Origin of the sequence: Allorhizobium sp. Av2, assembly GCF_021462805.2 — a bacterium.
GTDB classification, from domain to species: domain Bacteria; phylum Pseudomonadota; class Alphaproteobacteria; order Rhizobiales; family Rhizobiaceae; genus Allorhizobium; species Allorhizobium vitis_G.
On the sequence record NZ_CP192696.1, the window covers coordinates 3,277,021 to 3,299,562 of the forward strand.

The following is a 22,542-nucleotide window of genomic DNA, read 5'->3' on the forward strand; positions in this document are numbered from 1 at the left end:
GTTAGCGCGACAGCTCTCGTGCCGCATCCTCCAAGCCGCCAAGCGTCAGGGGATGCATTCGCCCGCCCATGAGACGGGAAATCAAACCGATAGAATGGGTATAGGCCCAATGTTCCTGCTGCATCGGGTTGAGCCACAGACATTTGCGAAAATGCTCCGTGATGCGCGAAAGCCAGAGGGCGCCGGGCTCACCATTCCAATGCTCCACCGATCCGCCGATCATGGTGATCTCATAGGGGCTCATCGCCGCATCTCCGACGAAGAGCACCCGGTAATCCGGCCCATAGGTGCGGATAATTTCTTCCGTCGGGATGACGTCGGTCCGGCGGCGGCGATTGTCTTTCCATACCCGTTCATAAAGGCAATTGTGGAAGTAGAAATGCTCCATATGCCGAAATTCCGACCGGGCTGCCGAAAACAACTCCTCCACGCCTTTGACGTGATCGTCCATGGAGCCACCGATATCGAAGAACATCAGCAGCTTGACGGCATTGCGCCGTTCCGCCTGGGTCTTGATGTCAAGATAGCCATGCTCCGCCGTCGCGCGGATCGTGCCGCTCAAATCAAATTCGTCCAACGCGCCTTGCCGCACGAACCGTCGCAGCCGCCGTAACGCCACCTTGATATTGCGGGTGCCAAGCGCGACGGAATCGTCGAGATTACGAAATTCCCGCTGGTCCCACACCTTGACGGCGCGGCGATGGCGCGATCCGTCCTGACCGATCCTCACCCCTTCCGGATTGTAGCCATAGGCCCCGAAGGGCGAGGTCCCCGCTGTGCCGATCCATTTCGAGCCGCCCTGATGGCGCTCCTTCTGCTCGGCCAACCGCTGTTTCAGCGTTTCCATCAGCCTGTCGAAACCACCCATGGCTTCGATCAGTTTCTTGTCTTCGTCGGACAGGTGTTTTTCGGTCAGCTTGCGCAACCATTCTTCCGGCAGAGCGGTCTCAGACACACCCGCCTGCGGCCAACCGGTCGCTTCCAACCCCTTGAAACATTCGGCAAAGGCCAGATCGAAACGGTCGATATGCCGCTCATCCTTGATCAGCGTCGTGCGCGCCAGATAATAGAAAGCCTCAATGTCGAAATCGACAAGGCCGCGCTCCACCCCTTGCAGCAAGGCCAGATATTCCCCGAGGGAGACCGGGATTTTCTGTTGTTTGAGCTTGAGGAAGAAAGGCAGGAACATCGGCGCTCAGAGCGGTTGCTGATAGATGATGAAGGGGGTCTTGTCCGCCACCTGATCATAGAGGCGCCGGGCCGTGCTGTTAAACTCCTGGGTCATCCAATAGACCTTGCCTGCGCCTGCTTCCACCGCCGCAGCATTGACCGCTGCAATCAGCGCCCGACCAATACCCAGCCCACGCACCTCAGGATCGACATATAGATCCTGAAGATAGCAGACATCGGAAATATACCAGCAGGACCGATGAAAAACATAATGGCTAAGGCCCACAGCTTTACCCTCAGCCACAGCCAGGAAGCCGCGAAATTCGCCAGCTCCCTGCCCCGTCAGCCGGGCAAAGGTGGTCGCATAGACCTCTTCCGGAAGCTCCGTTTCGTAAAAGGCGAGATAGGCGCGCCATAGGCGGCGCCAGTCTGCCTCGTCGTCATTAGTCAAAGGACGGACCAGAAGATCCCCAGTCATTTGCCGCACTCCTTGCCGATATCGTTCAAATCATAGCTGGTGGTCTGATACATCTCGTTGATCCAGTTTCCAAACAGCAGATGCGCATGGCTGCGCCAGCGGTTGAGCGGCGTCAATGTATCATCGTTATGGGGAAAGTAATCATATGGCAGGCGGATCGGGATGCCAGCGCTGACGTCGCGGAAATATTCATCGGCCAGCGAGGTGGAATCATATTCAACGTGATTGAACATGTAGAGCCGATTGCCCTTGTCCTCCTGCACCAGACACACGCCCATTTCATCGGATTCCATCAGGATGTTCAGGTCCGGTACTTTTTCGATATCGGCGCGGCGCACCTCCGTCCAGCGAGACACCGGCACCTGAAAATCATCCGAGAAGCCGTTGAGATAAATGGAGGACGGCGCCAGATTGCGGTGGCGGAACACGCCGAAGGCCTTTTCCTTCAGCCCATGTTTCGGCACCTTGTGGAAGTGATAGATCGCCGCCATCGCCCCCCAGCAGACATTCATTGTCGTGTGAACATTGGTTTGCGTCCAGTCGAGAATCTGCTGCATCTCGCTCCAATAGGTGACGTCTTCAAAGGGCAGCGTTTCCACCGGCGCACCGGTAATGATCAGTCCGTCGAACTTGCGGTGCTTGACCTCTTCCCAGGTCTGGTAGAAGGACAGGAGATGCTCTTCGGGCGTGTTCTTGGCCTTATGCCCGCCAATCCGCACCAGGGTCAGTTCCACCTGCAATGGCGATGCGCCGATCAGCCGGGCAAACTGCACCTCGGTCTTGATCTTGTTGGGCATGAGATTGAGCAGGGCGATCTGCAACGGGCGAATATCCTGACGGATCGCTGCGGTTTCCGTCATGACCCGCACACCCTCATGAACGAGGGCGTCGAAGGCGGGGAGCGTATCGGGAATCTTGATCGGCATCGGCTTTAAACTTTCCTGTCACGGCACGGTGCGGCAGCTTTGCTATCGCCATCGGCCTCGGAAAGTCTTGGATAACTTGCCTCGGCCCTTTAGCAATTTATTTTACGTGGCTGCAAGCCGGCCGGCCAAATCACCACGAGAAGACAGCTATTTACGCCTTCACCCGTTACGAATCAATGAAAACATAAGCTGCACCGCAGCAAGGATCAGCGTCCGTCCCGCGCTCCATCCCGGCGGGCCATGAAGGCAAGCCGCTCGAACAGATGCACGTCCTGCTCATTCTTCAAAAGCGCGCCGTGCAGTTTGGGCAGGGCATTGGCGGCATCGCTGCGCAAATCGACGGGATCGACCTCATCGGCCACCAGCAGGCGTATCCAGTCCAAGGCTTCCGAGGTCGATGGACGTTTTTTCAGGCCCGGCGTTTCGCGGATCTCGTAAAACCGGGTCAGGGCCGCCTGGAGCAGCCGCTGCTTGATGCCGGGATAGTGAACCTCGACGATCCGCGCCAGCGTCTCGGCATCTGGAAAGCGGATATAATGGAAGAAACACCGACGCAGGAAGGCATCGGGCAGCTCTTTCTCATTGTTGGAGGTGATGATAACGATCGGGCGCACCTGCGCCTTCACCCGCTCGCCGGTCTCATAGACGTGAAACTCCATCCGATCCAGTTCCTGCAACAGATCGTTGGGAAACTCGATATCGGCCTTGTCGATCTCATCGATCAGCAGCACGGTCTTTCTCCCCGCCGCAAAAGCCTCCCAGAGCTTGCCGCGCCTTATATAATTGCCGATATCGCTGACACGCGGATCTCCCAGCTGGCTATCGCGCAGGCGCGACACGGCATCATATTCGTAAAGCCCCTGCTGCGCCTTGGTGGTGGATTTGATCGTCCATTCGATCATGTCGAGACCAAGAGCCGCGGCAACCTGGCGGGCCAGCTCGGTCTTGCCGGTGCCTGGCTCCCCCTTGACCAGCAGCGGCCGTTCCAGCGCGATGGCCGCATTGACGGCCACCGTCAGGTCCTTGTCGGCGATATAATCCGCGCTTCCGGTGAATTGCCCGGCAAATGGCATGATCTCTCCAATTCATCGTGAATTTCGGTGAAAGTAATCAGCGGCACAGCCAGCGACAAGCCAGTGCAGGCCAATCTCTTCACAAATAAAGCTTGTATTTTGTTTGAAATCTGCCAGTTTGGCCCCCACATCCTGCTCGACCATTCAGGATGGGGTCACCTTTTCCGGCAGGAAAGCGCTTTGGCCCCGAATGGGCATGAGTTAAACTTTCCTCTGCCTGACTGAGCTGCAAGACCGGACGTTCCGGTTTTTGTCTGTGCCGCTGAACCGGGTGCGGTTCGATGGCAGGATTGGGCAGGGACTATTCGTTTTTGCAGCGGCACGTGAGCGCCGATATCGGCGCACAGCGCTGCAAAAATCCGCACCGCGCCGTTCGCACTGTTGTCCGCATCTTTTCGCCCCGGCGAAACCAAAGCGGTTTCCCGGCGCATTTTCGTTTCGGCATTTGATCCGCGAGCAGTAGTCCTGCAAGGAGACCGGCATGACGGCGCATTTATACAAGACAGGCGACATGGTCGTGCTGAAAGACGGTCCCGTCAGGCTTTCCCGGTCGGTCGGCGTGTGCAAGGTGCTTGCCACCCTGCCGGAATCCCAGGGCGCTCGGCGGTATCGGGTTCGCTTCGAGAGCGAAACGTTCGACCGGTCGATTGCCGAGGACGAGATCGATGTCAGCCGTTCGCCACGGTCAGGCACGGCCTCAAAAACACAAAAGGCCGGCGGGGCCTGGGCAACGCCAGTCAATTCGAAATAACCAGATTATCATCCTCAACCATCAAAGGAGAGACAGTGCAGGTACTCGTCAGGGATAACAATGTTGAGCAGGCATTGCGCGTGCTGAAGAAGAAAATGCAGCGCGAAGGCCTGTTTCGTGAAATGAAGGCCCGTTCGGCCTATGAAAAGCCGTCGGAAAAGAAGACCCGCGAAAAGGCCGAGGCCGTGCGCCGCACCCGCAAGCTGGCCCGCAAGAAGCTTCAGCGCGAGGGCCTTCTGCCTGCGCCGAAGAAAAAAGTTTTTGCACCGCGCGCCCAAGGGTAAGGGCCGAAGGGCAAGGGACACATCGCCCTTGGCCATGAAATCGAGACCGGGCAAATCCGTGCAGGTCTCGAATCCTTTGTTCCAGGCAATTATGCCTCGGGCAATCGGACTGGAAAATGCCGCAGGCGTTCCGTTGATCACGGAACGCCTTTTGCATTTGGCCTCAGATGCGTTATGGCATGGCCATGACGGAAAGCACCTTCACCATTCTGCTCGGCGGTCCCCTCGCCATCACGCCCCGGCTGCTCGGCACTGTTGCAGGAACCCGCGCCATTGCCGCCGATGGCGGCATGCGCCATGCCGAACCGCTGGGACTGACACCTGAGCTTTGGGTGGGTGATTTCGACAGTTCCGACGATCTGCCCGCAGACCGGTTTCCGGATATCCCGCGCCTTCCCTATCCCGCCCGCAAGAACCTCACCGATGGTGAAATCGCCATTGAAGAAGCCCGCAAGCGCGGCGCGACCTCTCTCCTGCTGGCGGGCGCGCTTGGGGGAGAACGATCCGACCATGCGCTGATGCATCTGCTGCTGGCGGTGGCACTGGCGGCCCAGGGGCTTGATCTGCACCTCACCTCCGGCGAGGAAGAGGCGTGGCCGCTTCTGCCGGGCAAAACCGTGACCCTGGACCTACCGCAGGGTTCGTTGTTTTCTATTCTCGGCTTTTCCGCGCTGACCGGGCTGACCATCGCCGGTGCCCGCTATCCATTACAGGGCTTCGATCTACCATTCGGATCGTCCCGCACCATTTCCAATGTGGCCGAAGGTCCGGTAACGCTGTCGCTTGGCAGCGGCGACGCCGTGATCCTTGCCCGCCCTTATGACATGACCGGAGCGTGACCCTTGGCACCGCCAATCCTGAAACTTGACAATATCTTCCTGTCCTTCGGCGGCGCACCGCTGCTCAACGGCGCTGGCCTGCAAGTCGAACCGGGCGACCGAATCTGCCTTGTCGGCCGCAACGGCTCTGGCAAGTCCACCCTGATGAAGATCGCTGCGGGTCTGGTCGAGGCCCAGTCGGGCGAAGTGTTCCGCCACCCCTCGGCCACCATCCGTTATCTCGAACAGGCCCCGGATTTCGGCAGCCACGCCACCGTGCAGGCCTATGCCGAGGCAGGCCTTGGCCCCGGCGACGACCCGTACCGGGTCACGTATCTGCTGGAACATCTGGGTCTGAGCGGCCAGGAAGATCCGAAAAGCCTGTCGGGCGGTGAAGCGCGCCGTGCTGCTTTGGCGCGGGTGCTGGCACCGGAACCCGACATCCTGATGCTGGACGAGCCGACCAACCATCTCGACCTGCCGACCATCGAATGGCTGGAAGAAGAGTTGCGCAAGACCCGCAGCGCTCTTGTCCTCATCTCCCATGACCGTCGCTTCCTGGAGAAATGCTCGACCGCCACCGTCTGGCTGGATCGCGGCCTGTCGCGCCGTCTGGCGCGCGGCTTTGGACATTTCGAGGAATGGCGCGACAAGGTGCTGGAAGAAGAAGAGATCGAACAGCACAAGCTGGGCAAAGCCATCGAGCGCGAAGAACATTGGCTGCGCTACGGCGTAACGGCACGGCGCAAGCGCAATATGCGCCGGCTTGGCAACCTCCAGACCCTGCGCGCCGACTATCGCGGCCATAAAGGTCCGCAGGGAACCATCCTTGCCAGTGCCACCGAGGGCAAGGAAAGCGGCAAGCTGGTGATCGAGGCCGAGAAAATCACCAAGGCCTATGGCGAGCGGACGATCATCGCGCCGTTTTCAATCCGCGTGCATCGCGGCGACTGTATCGGCCTGGTCGGCCCGAATGGCGCTGGCAAAACCACGCTGTTGAAAATGCTGACCGGTCAACTTTCGCCTGACGAAGGCACGATCAAGCTCGGCACCAATCTGGAAATTGCCACGCTCGATCAGAAGCGCGAGGATCTGAACCCTGATGACACGCTGGCCAATTACCTGACCGACGGACGCGGCGAAAACCTGCTGGTCAATGGCGAGCAGAAACATGTGACCGGCTATATGAAGGAATTCCTGTTTCAGCCGGAACAGGCCCGCACCCCGATCCGCAACCTGTCCGGCGGCGAGCGGGCCAGGCTGATGCTGGCGCGGATCATGGCCAAGCCCTCCAACCTGCTGATCCTCGACGAGCCGACCAACGACCTCGACATCGAGACGCTGGACCTGCTTCAGGAAATCGTTACCGGATATTCCGGCACCGTCATTCTCGTCAGCCATGACCGCGATTTCCTCGACCGCACCGTGACCTCGACCATCGCCCCCGCCAATCCGGAGGCCCCCGATGGCCGCTGGATCGAATATGCCGGCGGCTATTCCGACATGCTGGCGCAGCGCCGGGGTGTGGAAGACGAGCGCAAGCGCATGGAAAAAGCGGAAAAAGCCAAGACGCAGGACAGCGGCGGCAAAAGCGCCGATACGACAGCCAAGAACAAGGGAAAACTGTCCTTCAAGCAGAAATTCGCGCTGGAAAACCTGCCGAAGGAAATGGAAAAGGCCGAGAAGGAGATCGGTCTGCGGGAGGCGAAAATGGCCGATCCCAACCTGTTCGTGAAGGACCCCGCTACCTTCAACAAACTCGCCGCCGAAATGGAAGTGCTGCGCCAGTCCATCGCCCGCATGGAAGAAGAATGGCTGGAACTGGAAATGCTGCGCGAAGAACTGGAGGGGTAACCCAAGCGCTCTATAGCAGCGTGCGCAAAGGTCCGGTCTAGAGCATCGGACCGATGCTCTAAGTTTTTGTTTACGCATCGGATTTATCCGAAAACCGGTTCCCACTTTTCGGTCCGATGCTCTAGCGCTTTACATGTGTGGCATGACGCCTTGCATTCCCAATGCCTGGAGGCACAAAGACATTTCCAGGCATTGGCTGTAGTGCTTTATATCTGCTGCATAATTTTCTCTTTAAACCGATTCCGGTTTAAAGAATGATGCAGTAACCATTATTTGGTTTTGAGCAGCCACATCTTGCCGGCCATGGTGATCCGGCGGGAATCTTGCTCGGCTTCTTCCGCCGTATTGCACCGTTCCAGCAGGCCCAGGTCCGTCAGTTCCGTCACGGTCGTGGTGGTGAGGAACTTGATCTTCTGCGGCCGTTCCTTGAAACGGTCGGTCCGGGAATAGGTCACCTCTGCGTTCAGATGCGTCCATTTCTTCAACGGCTGGGGATATAGATCGCCGTCCTTGGCAAGCTTCAGTCCGCGGATCTGCGTGGGTGTCAATTCGATCATATCCAGCCTCTAGTGGGACCATTTCCAGCGCCAGGGACGCTCCAGGAAATGCTCTGTCTCTTTTGTGTTATACCAAGGCCCGAAGACGCGCATGCATCCCTGCCTTGAAAAAAAAACGACCATCTCAAGTGCCTTACAGGCTTGAGATAGTCGCAACGGAATACCGACTGCCATTGTGAACGGCTATTGGCATGATGCGGTGGCACGTGGAAAACGGCCCAATGAATTCTGATATTGCGAGCGCCCGTGCAGAACGCCCCGAGGGCGATGTCATAGTCAGCTTGGCGCGCAATTTCGCTTTTTTAATCCATATCTGGTTTAAAGATTATGCAGTAAGCTTCTGTGGGCAGAGAGTCTACTGGATAATTCCTTAAATCGGACGAGATGATACCCGCTTTAAGGCGTCATGCTGTCGAGCAGGCCTATTCCGGCACCGGCACGTCCATCCGTTCCAGATGCAGGATGCGCGGCGATACCGCATCGATGAAGCCCTGGGCGCGACCGATATAGATCAGCGTCGCCTCCTCTAACTGCGTCATCACGCCGGTCAGGATCGCCACCGTTTCCGGCTCCACGCCATCAAGCACATCGTTGAACACCACCCAACGGGGCTTGCGCAACAGGATATGGGCAAAGGCCAGCGCCATCTGCTCATCCTTGTCCAGCACCCGGTCCCAACGCTGCCGCTCGTCCAGCGCGCTAGCAAGGCGGCTGAGTTTCACCGTCTTCAGCGCCAGCGCCATAGCCTCCTCACCATAGGTGGAGGCATCCTCAGGATAGGCCAGAATGTCGCGCAATCGTCCCTCCGGCAGATAGGGGGACTGCGGCACGAACAGGATATGATCTTCCTGCGGCAGACGGATCAAGCCTTCGCCATAGGGCCAGAGTCCGGCGATGGCATTGAAGAATTGCCGCCGGTTGATGCCGGGATCGCCGTTAACCATCACATGTTCACCGGCAAGGATGGTGGGATTGTCCTCTTTCAGATGATAACCGCCCCAATGGGCCTCAGCCTCGACGGGGGTGCGGATATAGACATCTTCGAAAGCCAGTTCGCCCGGCTTTCCGGCCTCCACCCGGATCTGGCCTTCCACCGTCTCGGTCAGCGCCGGTTCGATCAGGGCGGCGCGCAGCACCATCACCCGCAGCAACGTCGCCTTCCAATCGGCAATCGCCCCGAAATTATCGACATACCAGCGCAGCGCCGTATAGACCTGCGTGAAAGCCGAGGCCGCCATCATCAGGCCGCCGAAGGTCATCGTCCCACCAAAATAGGCTGGCGAGGCGATCAGCACCGGCACGATCAGCGCCAGCCAGCCGAAGGCTGCCGACACCCAGGTCAGATTGGTCAGCGCCAGCGCCAGCTTGGAAATAATCGCCAGCACCCGGTCGATGGTGGCATGGATCTGGGCGCGCTCGACATCCTCGCCGCGCGCGAGCGCAATCGGCTCCAGATGCTCGTTGCTGCGCATCAGGGCCGCACGAAGCTCGGCCTCGCGGGCATAGCGGGTGGCGTTGAGACGGGTCAGCGTCGCGCCGACCAGATTGCTGGCCACCGCCGCCCCACCCGCATAGATCAGCGCCGCCCAGACCATATAACCGGGAATAGCGATCTGATGCCCGAACAGCGTCAGCGAAAAATCACCCGACAATTTCCAGAGCACACTGATGAAACTGACGAGCAGAATGGTGGATTGGACCAGGCCGACGGTGAGCGACGTCGTCGATTCCGCCAGCTTGCGCGCATCTTCATGCAGGCGCTGATCCGGATTGACACCAAGCGGGCTGGAAACCGACAGCCGATAGGCGCGCCTTCCCTTCAGCCATTGATCGACCATATCGCGGGCCAATCCCTCGCGCATGTAAAGCGCGGTCATCTGGCTGAAAAAGGTCTGCGCCACATTGATGACAAGCAGAAAGGCGGCAATGAAGAAAAAATTGCGCAACTCCTGCCAGAAGGCCGATAGATCGCGATTTTCCAAGGCGTTGTAGAACGGCTGGTTCCAGCGATTGAGTAATATCTGGCCGTAGGTCAGAAGCAGAATGACCGCGAGCAGCGAAAGCGCCAGCAGCAGAATTCGTCCTCTGACATGGCTGGACCAGAAGGATTGGCCAGCCATGCGCATCTGTTCGGCAAATGTCAGGTCCGGCGCGGCGGGTTCGTTGTCCGGAAGTATGGTCTTGGATGCGGTCATCAGTGGTGATCGGCCATGAAAAGAAGTTCTGTTTCCCATCATGCCCGCGATAACGCTATTGTGCTACTCCCAAACCATAAAAAGCCGTAGAGAAATCCTCACCCCCCGGACTTCATTCAGTGGGCTTCATTCACTGGAATGGCACCGCAATCGCACAAGATCAACGCGGAGGCGCCACCTTGGGAATAAGCACGGCTTCGGGTTTGGCCACCATCAGAAAATCCTTGGCTGGCTTATAGTTCGTGGTCTTCTTCTTGGAATAATTCGGCGTCACCATGCCAGGAAGCATTCCAGATCCGTGGATACGATCATCAATCGGAAAATAGCTTTCCTGCTTGGGATGTTGAAGATTGGCGGCCGCCTCATGCACGCATTGTGTCCGTCGATCATCCTCTGGATGCCACCGGTAGATGTTGGTCGTCCAGACCTCGACTTTCATCATAATAACGCCATTGCGATTGATTTCTTCAATAAATTGCCAGTTCACATTCAATGAGCCCGTCGCAAACTGCCAATCGTGATTTCGAAAATTGGTTTGCGGAATATCCACGATGCCGGAAGAGGCAGGGTGAGATGACGGGGACAGGATTGGCGCAGTCCTTGAATTTTCCCCCTTTGAATTTTTCAACGGCGCCCGCGCCGCATTGATTGCACCAAAGATGCGAGCACGTACCCCCGGGTCCTCTTCCATCAATGTCCGAAGCGAAAAATGGATCGGCTCACCCGAGCCCGCCAGATAGTGATTGAGGAACTGTTCTGCCCGACCGCCTTTATCCATGGTTCTTGCCTTGGCAAGCGTCATGATCTGCAGGTCAGACCATGTCTGACCATGGTCTGTGTATTTGCCGGTAAACCGCACACTGTTGCATACAAAATCAATATCACTTTTTTCCAATGGCATGCGATGTTCCTCCATCAACCAAGGCAAGCAAGCGTATACTTTTCAAAGCTTAAGAGCCGCAGTAAACCAGATGGCAGGACATGGCGTCAATAAAATATCTCATTTGCGTCAAATTCGGCGCAATATGAATGACGATACTGATCCGTGACGATTGAAATCCACTGGCCCTCCAAGATCAATGAAGGGTCACTCACCGTCCCATCCAATCACCCCTTGTCAGTTTCATTCCCCACCGCTAAACCTCCTAGAGATCTAACGGGGTGCAATGGTGTCTGCCATTGCTGAGAGGCGACGCCGCCAACCCGCGGAACCTGATCCGGCTAACACCGGCGGAGGGATTAGATGCGCGGCTGCCATACCGCCTTTTCCCATCTCGCGCTATTGACATTAAAGAGGAAAAGCCATGGCTGACCAGTCCCCACGCATGTTCTTGTCCATCCCAGCAACTGCTGTACTGACGCTTCTCGCCATTGGCACGCCCGCCGCCCAGGCCGAAGACAAGGTACTGACCATCTACACCTATGAAAGCTTCGTTTCCGAATGGGGCCCGGGGCCGAAGGTGAAAGCCACCTTTGAAAAGACCTGCGGCTGCACCGTCAAGTTTGTCGGACTGGAAGATGGCGTGGCACTGCTGAACCGCTTGAAGCTGGAAGGCGCTTCCAGCGAGGCAGATCTGGCGCTGGGGCTGGATACCAATCTCACCGAGGAAGCCAGGCAGACCGGACTTTTCGCCCCGCACGGCATTGATGCCTCGGCAGCCCAGGTGCCTGGCGGCTTTAAAGACGATATGTTCGTGCCTTACGATTACGGACATTTCGCCGTCGTCTATGACACCCAGACCATAAAAAATCCGCCCAAAAGCCTGAAGGAACTGGTGGAGGGAGACCCCGCCCAGAAGATCGTCATCGAAGACCCGCGCACCTCGACGCCGGGGCTTGGCCTGCTGCTCTGGGTTAAATCCGTCTATGGCAAGGACGCGCCCGCCGCCTGGGCAAAATTGAAAGATCGGGTGCTGACCGTCACTCCCGGCTGGTCGGAAGCCTATGGCCTGTTCACCAAGAGCGAAGTGCCGATGGTGTTTTCCTATACGACCTCGCCCGCCTACCACATGGTTTCAGAAAACACCGATCGTTATCAGGCCGCGTCCTTTTCGGAAGGGCATTACATCCAGATCGAAGTGGCGGGCCTGCTAAAGAATGCCAAGCACAAGCAACTGGCCGAGGATTTCCTGAAATTCATGCTGACGTCAGGATTCCAGGATGAGATCCCCACCAACAACTGGATGATGCCAGTCACCAAGACCTCGACCCCGCTGCCAGAGGCTTTCGACCGTCTGGTCAAGCCAGCCAAGACCTTCCTGATGAGCCCGCAGGAGGTTGCTACCAACCGCAAGAGCTGGATTGCGGAATGGCAGGCGGCAATGGCGGCAAAGTAAGGTCCGGCATGGCTCTCAAGCATTTCCAGCAAAAGTGTTTAGCGGTTTTGCGTCCGGAAATGCGCAAAAACAAAGTGCGAGCGCATTTTCGCGGTTCAACGACAAGCAAAAATGCTCTCGCACGGCAAAACCTGCTACCGATTGCCGGTGGGGTCATTGGCCTTGCCAGCCTGTTTGCGTTTATCGGATTGGCAATCACCGCCTTGCTGGTGGCAACCGGTGGCAACGTGCCGCTGGCGCTGGACAGTTACACCCTGTCCATCCTGCGCTTCACCCTGGTGCAGGCCGGGCTATCGACATTGCTGTCTCTTGTCTTTGCCCTGCCTGTGGCGCTTGCCCTGGCGAGGCAACGGCATTTCTGGGGCCGCCGCTGGCTGATCCGGCTGATGGCCCTGCCCATGGGCCTGCCGGTGCTGATTGGTGCGCTGGGCCTGATCGGCATCTGGGGTCGCAACGGGTTTGCCAATGACCTGCTGGCGCTGCTCGGCCGCCAGACACCGGTCAGCATTTACGGCCTGACCGGCATTCTCATTGCCCATGTGTTTTTCAACATGCCATTGACATGCCGCCTGCTGCTCGCCGGGCTGGAACGGGTGCCTCCCGATTATTGGCGCATGGCCGCCAGCCTTGGCATGGGTCCGGTTGCCATTTTCCGGATGATCGAATGGCCAGCCCTCAGCCCCTTGCTTCCCGGCATTGCCGGGCTGATCTTCATGCTCTGCGCCACCAGTTTCACGCTGGTGTTGACGCTAGGCGGCGGGCCGGGCGCCACTACGCTGGAAGTGGCGATCTATCAGGCGTTGCGCTTTGATTTCGATCCGCCCTTGGCCGTGTCCCTGGCCACCCTGCAACTAGCCGTCACGGCTCTGTTGCTTGGCCTTTTGGCGCTGTTTCCGGCACCGGACGACCAAACAATACCCGATGAACGACCTGTGCTGCGGCTCGATGGCAAGGGGCTGGCAGCGCGGGCCTGGGATGGGGTTGTGCTGCTGGTTGCTCTGCTCTTCCTTGTCACGCCGCTTGCCAATATCGCTTTTGCTGGCGTCAAAGCCGATCTCCTGAAACTGCTGGGTGATCCCTCGGTTTGGCAGGCTGCCGGTCTCAGCCTAGCCATCGCCTTTCCTGCCGCCCTGCTGGCGCTGGGTCTCAGCCTCGTCTTCATCAATGCCAGAACAGCACTGGCAGGCCTGCGGCGAAAAACCCTGGCCGCAGCCACTCTGTCCCGGCTGATTGGCGCAACATCCTCGCTGGTTCTGCTGGTGCCGGTCATCGTGCTGGCCACCGGTTGGTTCCTGCTGCTGCGCCAGATGGGCAATGCGGCAGGGTTTGCCGGGCCGGTGGTGGTGGCGATCAACGCGATCATGGCACTGCCCTTTACCATGCGGGTCTTGGCACCGGCCATTACCACCCATCACCACCGCACGGCACGCCTGTCTGCAAGCCTCGGCCTTGGCGGAATGGCCAAGATCCGCCATATCGACTGGCCGGGCCTGCGCCGTCCGATCTTGACGGCCCTGTCCTTTGCCATGGCGCTATCGCTTGGAGACCTTGGGGCGGTTGCCCTGTTCGGTGCCAATAATCTGGCGACGTTGCCATGGCTGATCTATAGCCGGATGGGCAGCTACCGCACCGCCGATGCGGATGGTCTGGCACTGCTGCTCGGCCTTGTCTGCCTTGTGCTGACCATGATTGGAACGGCGGGCGGCTCAAGCGCTGGCAAACTGGAGGATCGACCTTGAGCGAGACGGCCATTATTCCCGATGCAGCAATTGTGCTCGACACCGTGCACCTGCGTCTGGGAAACCAGAGTTTTGCTTTCCACGATCAGATCGCATCCGGAAAGATCACTGCGATTACCGGCATGTCGGGCTCCGGAAAATCCACCCTGCTGAACCTGATTGCCGGATTCGAGATCGCCGATCATGGCCGTATCCGAATTGGGTCGGAAGACATCACCGATCTGCCCCCCGCCAGGCGTCCAGCCTCGCTGGTGTTCCAGGACCATAACCTGTTTGCCCATCTCGATCTCGCCACCAATATCGGCCTTGGCATCGATCCGTCTCTACGGCTTGGCGCGGCGGATCGGCTGGCGGTGAGCGAGGCGCTGGAAAGAGTGGGGCTTGGTGGCTATGACCGACGCAAGCCCGCGACGCTTTCCGGCGGAGAAAAACAGCGCGCCGCCTTTGCCCGTGCGCTGGTGCGGCGCAAGCCGGTATTGTTGCTGGACGAACCTTTTGCCGCCCTCGATCCTGGCCTGCGCGCCAGCATGGCAGAACTGCTGCTGGATCTGCACCGCGAAACCGGCCAGAGCGTATTGATCGTCAGCCACGATCCCCAGGATGTTAAGCGTCTGGCTGATGATGTGCTATTTCTGGATCAAGGCCGGATTTTATTGCATTGCGACGCAAAAACCTTCCTTTCCGGCGAAGGCCCAGCCGCACTCAAGACCTTTCTCGGTCCTTTTCATGATCGTGACCGGCTTTGAGGCCATGATTTCGACGCGACTGGCTGGCATGGCGTGGTACATACAAAGCACAAATCAATGCGATCATTAACATTTTCTTATCCAATTGACTGATCTTGTGCGATGCGCAGTTTTATCCATTTCAATAATATGCTGTTAAGGATTTGGATAAAAATCGTGAAACATCCCGCTTCGCAATACCGGCGAAATGGCGGGCAAGGCTTGAACAGGCGAGGGGACGAAGACGTTTCTAGGATGCGCTGCAATATGATCCTGATGGCCCCTGCACAGCGAGGCACCTGGCAGACCACGCGAATGGTGGTGGGAAAAATGCGCCCTGGATTAAAAGCGAGCCTCGGCCTTATCGCCGCCCTGTCGCTTGCCGGCTGCCAGTCGATGGTTGAGCAGTCCTACCAGCCGAACATCTCGCCCTCGTCTTCACCGCAGATCGTTCAGGAAGTCCAAAAGGACGATCCCCGGGCCCAGATGGGTGCGCGTGAGCATCCCCGTATCGTGGCAAGCTATGGCGGCGAATATCACGACGAAAAAACCGAACGCCTGGTGGCGAAAATTGCCGGTGCGTTGACGGTGGTGTCTGAAAACCCGCAGCAGTCCTACCGCATCACCATTCTGAATTCGCCTGCGATCAATGCCTTTGCCCTGCCCGGCGGCTATCTCTACGTCACCCGAGGCCTGTTGGCGCTGGCCAATGACGCGTCGGAAGTTGCCGCCGTGCTGTCGCATGAAATGGCCCATGTCACCGCCAATCATGGCATCGAGCGCCAGCGGCGCGAGGAAGCCGAGGTCATCGCCAGCCGGGTGGTTGCCGAGGTCCTGTCCAGCGATCTCGCTGGCAAGCAGGCCTTGGCCCGTGGCAAGCTGCGGCTGGCTGCCTTCTCACGCCAGCAGGAATTGCAGGCCGATACGATCGGGGTGCGCACGCTGGGCGAAGCAGGTTACGATCCCTATGCGGCGGCGCGCTTCCTGGATTCCATGGCCGCCTATCAGCATTACAGCTCATCCGACCCGAATGCCGACCAGAGCATGGACTTCCTGTCCAGCCATCCCAGCACACCGCAGCGGGTGGAACTGGCGCGCGACCATGCCCGCGCCTTCGGACCCGACGGATCGACCGGCGACAAGGGCCGCGATTACTTTTTCGATGGCATCGATGGCATGCTGTATGGCGACAGCCCACAAGAGGGCTATGTCCGTGGCCACACGTTCCTGCATGGCGGCCTCGGCATTCGCTTCGACGTGCCAGACGGTTTTCAGATCGACAACAAGGTGGAGGCGGTCATGGCCACCGGGCCGGGCGATGTCGCCATCCGCTTCGACGGCGTGGCCGATACTCAGAACCGCAGCCTGACCAACTATATTTCCAGCGGCTGGGTCACCGGCCTGTTGCCGGACAGCATTCACGAAACCAAGATCAATGGCATGGAGGCCGCGACCGCCAGGGCCTCGGCTGATCGCTGGGATTTCGACGTCACCGTGGTGCGACTGGGCAATCAGATTTTCCGCTTCCTGACCGCCGTTCCAAAAGGCAGCGACCAGCTGGCGCCGACATCCGATCTTCTGCGCCAAACCTTTCGGCGCATCACACCCGAGGAAGCCAAGACGCTGAAACCACTGCGCGTCCGGGTCGTCACCGTTGGACAAGGCGACACGCTGGCCAGCCTGTCGGCCAGGATGATGGGAACGGATCGAAAGCTGGAATTGTTCAAGGTGTTGAACGCCATTCCCGCCGGGCAAAGCCCGGCGCTCGGCAGCCGGGTCAAGATCGTCTCGGAATAACCTATGCATAATTCCTTAAATCGCAATCGATTTAAGGAATTATGCAGCAGATTTAAAACGTTACAGTGTCCTTTGTGCGTTTTATAAAACGCACAAAGGACACTGTAGAGATTTGGTTCGATCTATGTGGTCTGGTCAGGCCACCATCTGGGGATTGGCCTGAACCAGCGCGACCTTCAACTTTTCCATCGCCCGGGTCTCGATCTGGCGCACCCGCTCCTTGGAAATACCAAGCTCACAGCCCAGCTCTTCAAGAGTCGCGCCATCCTCCGAAAGCCGCCGGGCGCGAATGATGCGCATTTCGCGCTCGTTTAGATGGGCCATGGCGCCGCGCAGCCAATCCAGGCGACGCTCGGTATCGATCATATCCGTCACCTGCTCGTCCGGTGTCGGCTCATCGCTGGCCAGCATGTCCAGCCGCTCGGCACCCTCTTCACCATTGTTGGAAATCGGTGCTTGCAGGGACGTATCATTGGACGAGAGGCGAGCGTCCATCGACTGGACATCGGCAAGGCTGACACCAAGCGCTGTGGCGATTTCCTGATGAATGGCCTGATCGGTCAGGCGTTGATCGCCCTGGGCAAGCTTAGCCCGCAACCGGCGCAGGTTGAAAAACAGCGCCTTCTGGGAGGAACTGGTGCCGCCGCGCACGATGGACCAGTTGCGCAAGATATAATCCTGCATGGAGGCGCGAATCCACCAGCCGGCATAAGTCGAAAAACGCACATCTCGGGTTGGCTCGAACCTTGCCGCAGCTTCCAGCAGCCCTATATAGCCTTCTTGAATGAGATCGCCGAGCGGCAGGCCGAAGCCACGGAACTTGGAGGCCATGGCAATCACCAGCCGCATATGGGCATGGGCAATCTGGTTGCGGGCCACTTGGTCGTTGCCGTGTTTCCAGCGTACCGCCAGATCATGCTCCTCCTGGCGCTCCAGATACGGTGCGGCCATTGCAATCCTGATGAGCTTCTTATCGGCTTGCAGGGAATTCATTACGACCTCCATTCGCGCGGCACCACGGGCCGCGTCGAGAGCAATTTAAAGGTTGAAACCACGGCAATGAATGTTTCATTCTTTTACGATGGGACTTGCCAAACGGATCACTGCGCGACATATCTTTTATAGATTTAGCTAATGTGCTCAGTTATGAGATGGTGTTTTGCCCGTACCAACGTCGCTGTAACGCTTAAGGATGCGGAATGTTCCAGCTATAGGGCTGGACAAATTCTGTTGCGCGCCCATCGTCCCCATGCCCGCACGTATCAATGTGTTCGCTTAGCTCAAAAAAAGCGGATGACGATCATCCCGCCACATCTCAGCTCTTGAATTTCAGCTGATCTTTCGCCACCTGAAGGCGGTTGCGGGCCGCAGGTGGAACATCCTTTACGCTGCCAGCAAAATGCTCTTTTTGCCGCATGCCGAGCGACCGGTCACAGGACCGGTCCAGGCCTGCTGCCTGACGTCATACGGGAGTTACAATGTCGACAGAAACCGCCGAAAAGCTGGGTGAAACAACGCCAGAATCACATGTGTTCGAAGCCGATGTGGCGCGCCTTCTGCATATGATGGTGCATTCGGTTTATTCGGACAAGGATGTGTTCCTGCGGGAACTGGTCTCCAATGCCGCCGATGCCTGCGAGAAACTGCGTTATGAGGCGATTACCACGCCGGGCCTTCTCACCAGCGATCCCGATCCCCGCATCCAGCTGCGGCTCGATGCGGATAACAGGCAATTGATCCTCGAAGACAATGGCATTGGCATGAGCCGGGCCGAGTTGATCGAGGCGCTGGGGACCATTGCCCGCTCAGGAACCCGTGCCTTCATGGAGCGGATCGAGGCCAGCAAGGCTGAAGCAGGCAAGACCGGCGAGGATGCCCAGCTGATCGGCCAGTTTGGTGTCGGCTTCTATTCCTGCTTCATGGTGGCGGATAAGGTGGATGTGGCAACACGCCGTGCCGGTGAGGTCCAGGCCTGGGCCTGGACCTCCGATGGCAAGGGCAGCTATTCCATCAGTGAGATCAATGCCGACGACGCGCCAGCCCGTGGCACCCGTATCACTCTGCATTTGATGGAGGATGCCGAGGACTATGCTACCCGCGCCCGCGTCGAGCGGATCGTCAAGCAGCAATCAGGCCATGTCCCGGTTGCAATTACCCTGGTTGAAAAGCCCGGCGAGGAACCAACCCGAATCACCGAAGGCACAGCGCTCTGGACCCGCTCGAAATCCGAGATCAGCAGCGAGGACTATGCCGATTTCTACCGCGGCATTTCCGGTCAATATGACGAACCGGCCTTGACGGTGCATTTCCGCGCTGAAGGCCGCCACGAATATACCGCCCTTGCCTTTGTGCCCGGCACGCCCCCTTTCGACCTGTTTGATCCCGACCGCAAAGGCCGCATCAAGCTCTATGTGAAGCGGGTGTTCATCACCGACGATGCCGAACTTCTGCCGCGTTACCTGCGCTTCGTGCGCGGGCTGGTCGATACTGCCGACCTGCCGCTGAACGTGTCGCGTGAAATGATCCAGGAAAGCCCGATCCTGTCTGCCATTCGCAAGGGCGTGACCAATCGCATCCTGACCTCCGTGGAAAAACTGGCCCAGAACGAGCCGGAAACCTACAAGACGCTCTGGGAAAATTTCGGCGCTGTGCTGAAGGAAGGGCTCTATGAGGATTTCGAACGGCGCAACCAATTGCTGGGACTTACCCGTTTTCGCACCACGACATCAGGCGACGACCAGCGAAGCCTTGCCGACTATATCAAGGACCTCAAGCCGGAACAGGACAGCATTTATTACCTGGCCGGGAGCAGCATCGAACAGCTGAAGGCCTCGCCGCAGCTGGAAGGTTTTCGCGCCCGCGGCGTCGAGGTTCTGCTACTCTCCGACCAGATTGACAGTTTCTGGGTGATGAATGCGCCTGAATTCGAAGGCAAGACCTTCAAATCCGTTAGTCAGGGTGCAGCCGACCTTGCCAAATTCGCCAAGGCCGACGCCGGGACTGATAGCGACCAGGATACCAACGACCAGGCAAAGGCAGATATTGCCGGCTTCCTGGCGCTCGCCAAGGAGCAGTTGAAAGATCTGGTTGCCGATGTCCGCGCCTCAGACCGGCTGACGGAAAGCCCCGTCTGCCTCGTAGCACCGGAAAGCGGTTATGATCGTCAGTTGGAAAAAATATTGGCCGGAGCAGGCCAGCTTGCCTCAACTTCCAAGCCAGTGCTGGAGTTGAATGCCGATAACGCGCTGGTGAAGGCCATGGCGGGTGCCCAACATGCACCAGCCCTGCAAAATGATGCGATCCACTTGCTCTACGACCAGGCCCGCATTCTCGATGGCGAAAAACCAGCCGATGCCCGGGCCTTTGCGGAGCGCATGGGACGGTTGTTTGAAAAGGCGCTTCGCACCTGATCAATGAAAAATAAAAAGGCCCGGTTCGCAGCTGCAAACCGGGCCTTTTTCATGGGAACAACGTTATTCCGAAGCGTCAGCGGAATCAGCGTTGAGCTGGCCGTATTTTTCGGCGCCAAGCTTGGAGAACAGTTCGAGCTGGGTTTCGAGGAAGTCGATATGGCCTTCCTCATCCATCAGCAGCTGTTCAAACAGCTTCATGGTGACGTAGTCACCAGCCTGATAACAGATATCGCGGGATTCCTTGTAGGACGTCCGGGCTTCGTATTCGCCAGCCAGATCGGCCTCCAGCACTTCCTTGACGGTCTGACCGATGCGCAAAGGCGCCAGAGTCTGAAGGTTGGGGTGGCCTTCCAGGAAAATGATCCGCTCGACCAGCTTGTCGGCATGCTGCATTTCTTCGATGGATTCCGCCCGTTCCTTCTTGGCAAGCTTGGTATAGCCCCAATCTTCCAGAAGACGGTAGTGCAGCCAATACTGATTGACAGCACCCAGTTCCAGAAACAATGCCTGGTTCAAACGTTCAATAACTTTTGCATCGCCCTTCATCGCAGGACCCCTATCTTAAACGGTTACCGGCACGGATAACTGCTTCGATTGCCTGCAATCGACAGAATTATCAGTGCGCTCCAATGTTTTACAACGCTTCGCACAACTTGCCAGCGATATGCGCGATAAAAGCAGGATTGAATTGCCAAGTCGAGCATTAATTTTAGAATGATTCCAAAAAGACGAGGATGGCCTAATCCTGACACGAGATCTCGTGACACATTTGCAGGCTGCTAAAACGAAAAAACCCCGCATGAAGCGGGGCTGTGGGTGGGTTTGCAGTATCTCAACGCGCCAGTGATCAGGCAGATCGGCTGACACGATTGCGGCGTTCGATAAGCTCGTTTTTCTGTTCTTCCTGGAAACGCTTCAAGCGCTCCATGAAATTCACGAGGTTTTCGCCATCGCTATTGCGCTGAGCGTGAAAGGCCTGGGTGGTCGAGACGATGATATCCACGACATTCGGGAAGCACCCACAACAGCGACCACGCTTTTCCATGGCGTGATAGACCTTTGCAGGCACAATCAACTGCCAACAGTCCTGCTCAAGAAATTCCGTGATCGTATCGCGGATCTCTTTCTCGGTGATGAAATTGCAACTGCACACCAGCATCGGCTTCAGCCCGTTAAACAAACATGACATCTACTCTCTCGTTTTATGGCTAAAGAGGAGGCTGTCTGTCAAGAAAAAACGCGCCGATCACAGACATGTTGTATTGTGCGCATAAAATGCGTCAGGAACGGTGATAGGGATGGCCGGAGAGGATGGTAACAGCACGGTAGAGCTGTTCGGCCAGCATGATGCGCACCAGCTGATGCGGCCAGGTCATTTTTCCGAGGTTCAGCACCAGATCGGCCCGGTCGCGGAAATCCGGGTCCAGCCCGTCGGCCCCGCCGATAGCGATCACCATGTCGCGGCGACCACGATCCTTGTGGTCGCCCACATAAGCCGCGAATTCCTGGCTGTCCCAGCTTTTGCCGCGCTCATCGAGTGCCACGACAAGAGGATTGTCCGGCAGGGATTTTTCGATCTGCACCGCCTCTTCCCGCTTGCGGGTGGCCGAATTCGAGGCTCTGCTTTCCGGCAGCTCGCTGACACGAGAAAATTCCAGCCCGCTTGCTGGACCGGCCTTGGCAAAGCGGTCCAGATAACGTGACACAAGATCTTTCTCTGGCCCGGCTTTCAACCGGCCAACGGCAACAATGCCTATCCGCATCCCATCCTCTTGAAGGTTCGATCCGCAAAACCAATACCAGCTGAACGGAAACCCGCTCGCTTTCTTGGCAGACAAGGATCATCCCGTCGAAAACACGCGACGATCATTGCCTTTATCGGGCTCGATACCATCTCCAGACCGGCAAATATACCGCCTGTGAGGGTTAGTGCAGTCGGCTTTCCTCGATATCCGGTGCGGCCCACATCTTTTCGATGTTGTAGAACTCGCGGATTTCGGGGCGGAAGACATGCACGATAATGTCTCCGGCGTCGATCAGCACCCAATCGCCGGTCTCAAGGCCTTCGACGCGCGGAGCGCCAAAGCCTTCATCCTTCAAATCGGAGACGAGATGTTCGCAGATCGCCACGACGTGACGGGATGAGCGACCGGACACGACCACCATGTAGTCGCCCAGCGCCGATTTTCCGGCAATGTCGATAGAGACGATATCTTCTGCTTTCGAGTCCTCAAGGCTTGTGAGGACCAGCTCAAGCGCGCGGGCTGCGGCATCGACGCCACGTTCCGGGCTTTGCGGGATCGCGACAGTGGCGCGGCCCTTGGTGTGTACTGTTGTCAGAGTTTGTCCTTTCCGTCGGTAACAGCACGAAAACGACTCAGAGGCACCCATTGCCAGTGAGCCAAGAATAAGGTGGCACTGAATAG

Annotated in this window: 21 protein-coding genes and 2 riboswitches; of the genes, 9 read left to right on the forward strand and 12 right to left on the reverse strand. The window is 57.8% G+C overall.

Going from position 1 to position 22,542, the window contains the following annotated elements; genetic code table 11:
- Position 1 precedes the first annotated feature (1 nt).
- From FS819_RS15365 to FS819_RS15380, 4 genes are all read right to left on the reverse strand, one after another.
- A complete protein-coding gene (locus tag FS819_RS15365) occupies positions 2-1,189 on the reverse strand; it encodes a vWA domain-containing protein (RefSeq protein WP_156548074.1) in 1,188 nt (395 codons plus the stop codon).
- Between the two features lie 6 nt (positions 1,190-1,195).
- Positions 1,196-1,648 carry a GNAT family N-acetyltransferase gene (locus FS819_RS15370; protein WP_156548075.1) on the reverse strand — a complete coding sequence of 151 codons (453 nt, stop codon included), beginning with the start codon at positions 1,646-1,648 and terminating at the stop codon, positions 1,196-1,198.
- Positions 1,645-2,574, reverse strand: coding sequence for a homoserine O-acetyltransferase MetA (gene metA / locus FS819_RS15375; RefSeq protein ID WP_156548076.1), 930 nt, complete (start codon positions 2,572-2,574; stop codon positions 1,645-1,647). Before metA ends, FS819_RS15370 begins: the two co-directional genes overlap by 4 nt.
- Before the next feature lie 69 nt (positions 2,575-2,643).
- A riboswitch (SAM riboswitch) is annotated at positions 2,644-2,721 on the reverse strand.
- Between the two features lie 59 nt (positions 2,722-2,780).
- Complete coding sequence (locus FS819_RS15380) at positions 2,781-3,647, reverse strand: AAA family ATPase (RefSeq protein ID WP_156548077.1); 867 nt, start codon at positions 3,645-3,647, stop codon at positions 2,781-2,783.
- A gap of 481 nt (positions 3,648-4,128) precedes the next feature.
- On the opposite strand from FS819_RS15380, the gene FS819_RS15385 reads away from it, so the two are divergent.
- The 4 genes from FS819_RS15385 (at position 4,129) to FS819_RS15400 (ending at position 7,354) form a co-directional block, all read left to right on the forward strand.
- Positions 4,129-4,398 (forward strand): hypothetical protein, encoded by a 270-nt coding sequence (locus tag FS819_RS15385; protein WP_015917493.1) that lies wholly within the window; start codon positions 4,129-4,131, stop codon positions 4,396-4,398.
- Between the two features lie 35 nt (positions 4,399-4,433).
- Positions 4,434-4,682 carry a 30S ribosomal protein S21 gene (gene rpsU / locus FS819_RS15390; RefSeq protein WP_015917494.1) on the forward strand — a complete coding sequence of 83 codons (249 nt, stop codon included), beginning with the start codon at positions 4,434-4,436 and terminating at the stop codon, positions 4,680-4,682.
- A gap of 179 nt (positions 4,683-4,861) precedes the next feature.
- Positions 4,862-5,521: a thiamine diphosphokinase gene (locus tag FS819_RS15395; protein ID WP_156548078.1), complete on the forward strand. Its 660-nt coding sequence runs from the start codon at positions 4,862-4,864 to the stop codon at positions 5,519-5,521.
- A 3-nt stretch (positions 5,522-5,524) separates the two neighbouring features.
- Complete coding sequence (locus FS819_RS15400; protein WP_156548079.1) at positions 5,525-7,354, forward strand: ABC-F family ATP-binding cassette domain-containing protein; 1,830 nt, start codon at positions 5,525-5,527, stop codon at positions 7,352-7,354.
- 269 nt (positions 7,355-7,623) lie between these two features.
- On the opposite strand, the gene FS819_RS15405 is transcribed toward FS819_RS15400, so the two are convergent.
- From FS819_RS15405 to FS819_RS15415, 3 genes are all read right to left on the reverse strand, one after another.
- Complete coding sequence (locus FS819_RS15405) at positions 7,624-7,911, reverse strand: hypothetical protein (RefSeq protein WP_060718743.1); 288 nt, start codon at positions 7,909-7,911, stop codon at positions 7,624-7,626.
- 422 nt (positions 7,912-8,333) lie between these two features.
- A complete protein-coding gene (locus FS819_RS15410; RefSeq protein WP_156548080.1) occupies positions 8,334-10,106 on the reverse strand; it encodes an ABC transporter ATP-binding protein/permease in 1,773 nt (590 codons plus the stop codon).
- 160 nt (positions 10,107-10,266) lie between these two features.
- A complete protein-coding gene (locus tag FS819_RS15415) occupies positions 10,267-11,007 on the reverse strand; it encodes a hypothetical protein (protein ID WP_071203091.1) in 741 nt (246 codons plus the stop codon).
- A gap of 246 nt (positions 11,008-11,253) precedes the next feature.
- Positions 11,254-11,362, forward strand: a riboswitch (TPP riboswitch).
- A gap of 69 nt (positions 11,363-11,431) precedes the next feature.
- Here FS819_RS15415 and thiB point away from each other — a divergent pair.
- The 4 genes from thiB (at position 11,432) to FS819_RS15435 (ending at position 16,703) form a co-directional block, all read left to right on the forward strand.
- Positions 11,432-12,442 carry a thiamine ABC transporter substrate binding subunit gene (thiB, locus tag FS819_RS15420; protein ID WP_156548208.1) on the forward strand — a complete coding sequence of 337 codons (1,011 nt, stop codon included), beginning with the start codon at positions 11,432-11,434 and terminating at the stop codon, positions 12,440-12,442.
- Positions 12,415-14,181: a thiamine/thiamine pyrophosphate ABC transporter permease ThiP gene (gene thiP / locus FS819_RS15425; protein ID WP_234624556.1), complete on the forward strand. Its 1,767-nt coding sequence runs from the start codon at positions 12,415-12,417 to the stop codon at positions 14,179-14,181. The genes thiB and thiP overlap by 28 nt, the downstream gene beginning before the upstream one ends.
- Positions 14,178-14,927 (forward strand): thiamine ABC transporter ATP-binding protein, encoded by a 750-nt coding sequence (locus tag FS819_RS15430; RefSeq protein WP_156548081.1) that lies wholly within the window; start codon positions 14,178-14,180, stop codon positions 14,925-14,927. The genes thiP and FS819_RS15430 overlap by 4 nt, the downstream gene beginning before the upstream one ends.
- A 294-nt stretch (positions 14,928-15,221) precedes the next feature.
- Positions 15,222-16,703 carry a M48 family metalloprotease gene (locus FS819_RS15435; RefSeq protein ID WP_156548210.1) on the forward strand — a complete coding sequence of 494 codons (1,482 nt, stop codon included), beginning with the start codon at positions 15,222-15,224 and terminating at the stop codon, positions 16,701-16,703.
- A 135-nt stretch (positions 16,704-16,838) separates the two neighbouring features.
- On the opposite strand, the gene FS819_RS15440 is transcribed toward FS819_RS15435, so the two are convergent.
- Positions 16,839-17,696: an RNA polymerase factor sigma-32 gene (locus FS819_RS15440; protein ID WP_015917504.1), complete on the reverse strand. Its 858-nt coding sequence runs from the start codon at positions 17,694-17,696 to the stop codon at positions 16,839-16,841.
- Between the two features lie 485 nt (positions 17,697-18,181).
- On the opposite strand from FS819_RS15440, the gene htpG reads away from it, so the two are divergent.
- Positions 18,182-20,113 carry a molecular chaperone HtpG gene (gene htpG, locus FS819_RS15445; protein WP_156548082.1) on the forward strand — a complete coding sequence of 644 codons (1,932 nt, stop codon included), beginning with the start codon at positions 18,182-18,184 and terminating at the stop codon, positions 20,111-20,113.
- A gap of 63 nt (positions 20,114-20,176) precedes the next feature.
- On the opposite strand, the gene bfr is transcribed toward htpG, so the two are convergent.
- From bfr to rsfS, 4 genes are all read right to left on the reverse strand, one after another.
- Positions 20,177-20,662, reverse strand: coding sequence for a bacterioferritin (gene bfr / locus FS819_RS15450; RefSeq protein ID WP_060718748.1), 486 nt, complete (start codon positions 20,660-20,662; stop codon positions 20,177-20,179).
- A gap of 301 nt (positions 20,663-20,963) precedes the next feature.
- The gene (locus FS819_RS15455) at positions 20,964-21,275 is read right to left on the reverse strand and encodes a (2Fe-2S)-binding protein (protein WP_197434110.1); all 312 of its coding nucleotides are present in this window, start codon (positions 21,273-21,275) and stop codon (positions 20,964-20,966) included.
- 121 nt (positions 21,276-21,396) lie between these two features.
- Positions 21,397-21,879, reverse strand: a complete 483-nt coding sequence (gene rlmH, locus FS819_RS15460) for a 23S rRNA (pseudouridine(1915)-N(3))-methyltransferase RlmH (protein WP_156548084.1) — start codon at positions 21,877-21,879, stop codon at positions 21,397-21,399.
- Between the two features lie 163 nt (positions 21,880-22,042).
- The gene (gene rsfS, locus FS819_RS15465; protein ID WP_060718751.1) at positions 22,043-22,507 is read right to left on the reverse strand and encodes a ribosome silencing factor; all 465 of its coding nucleotides are present in this window, start codon (positions 22,505-22,507) and stop codon (positions 22,043-22,045) included.
- Between the last annotated feature and the right edge of the window lie 35 nt (positions 22,508-22,542).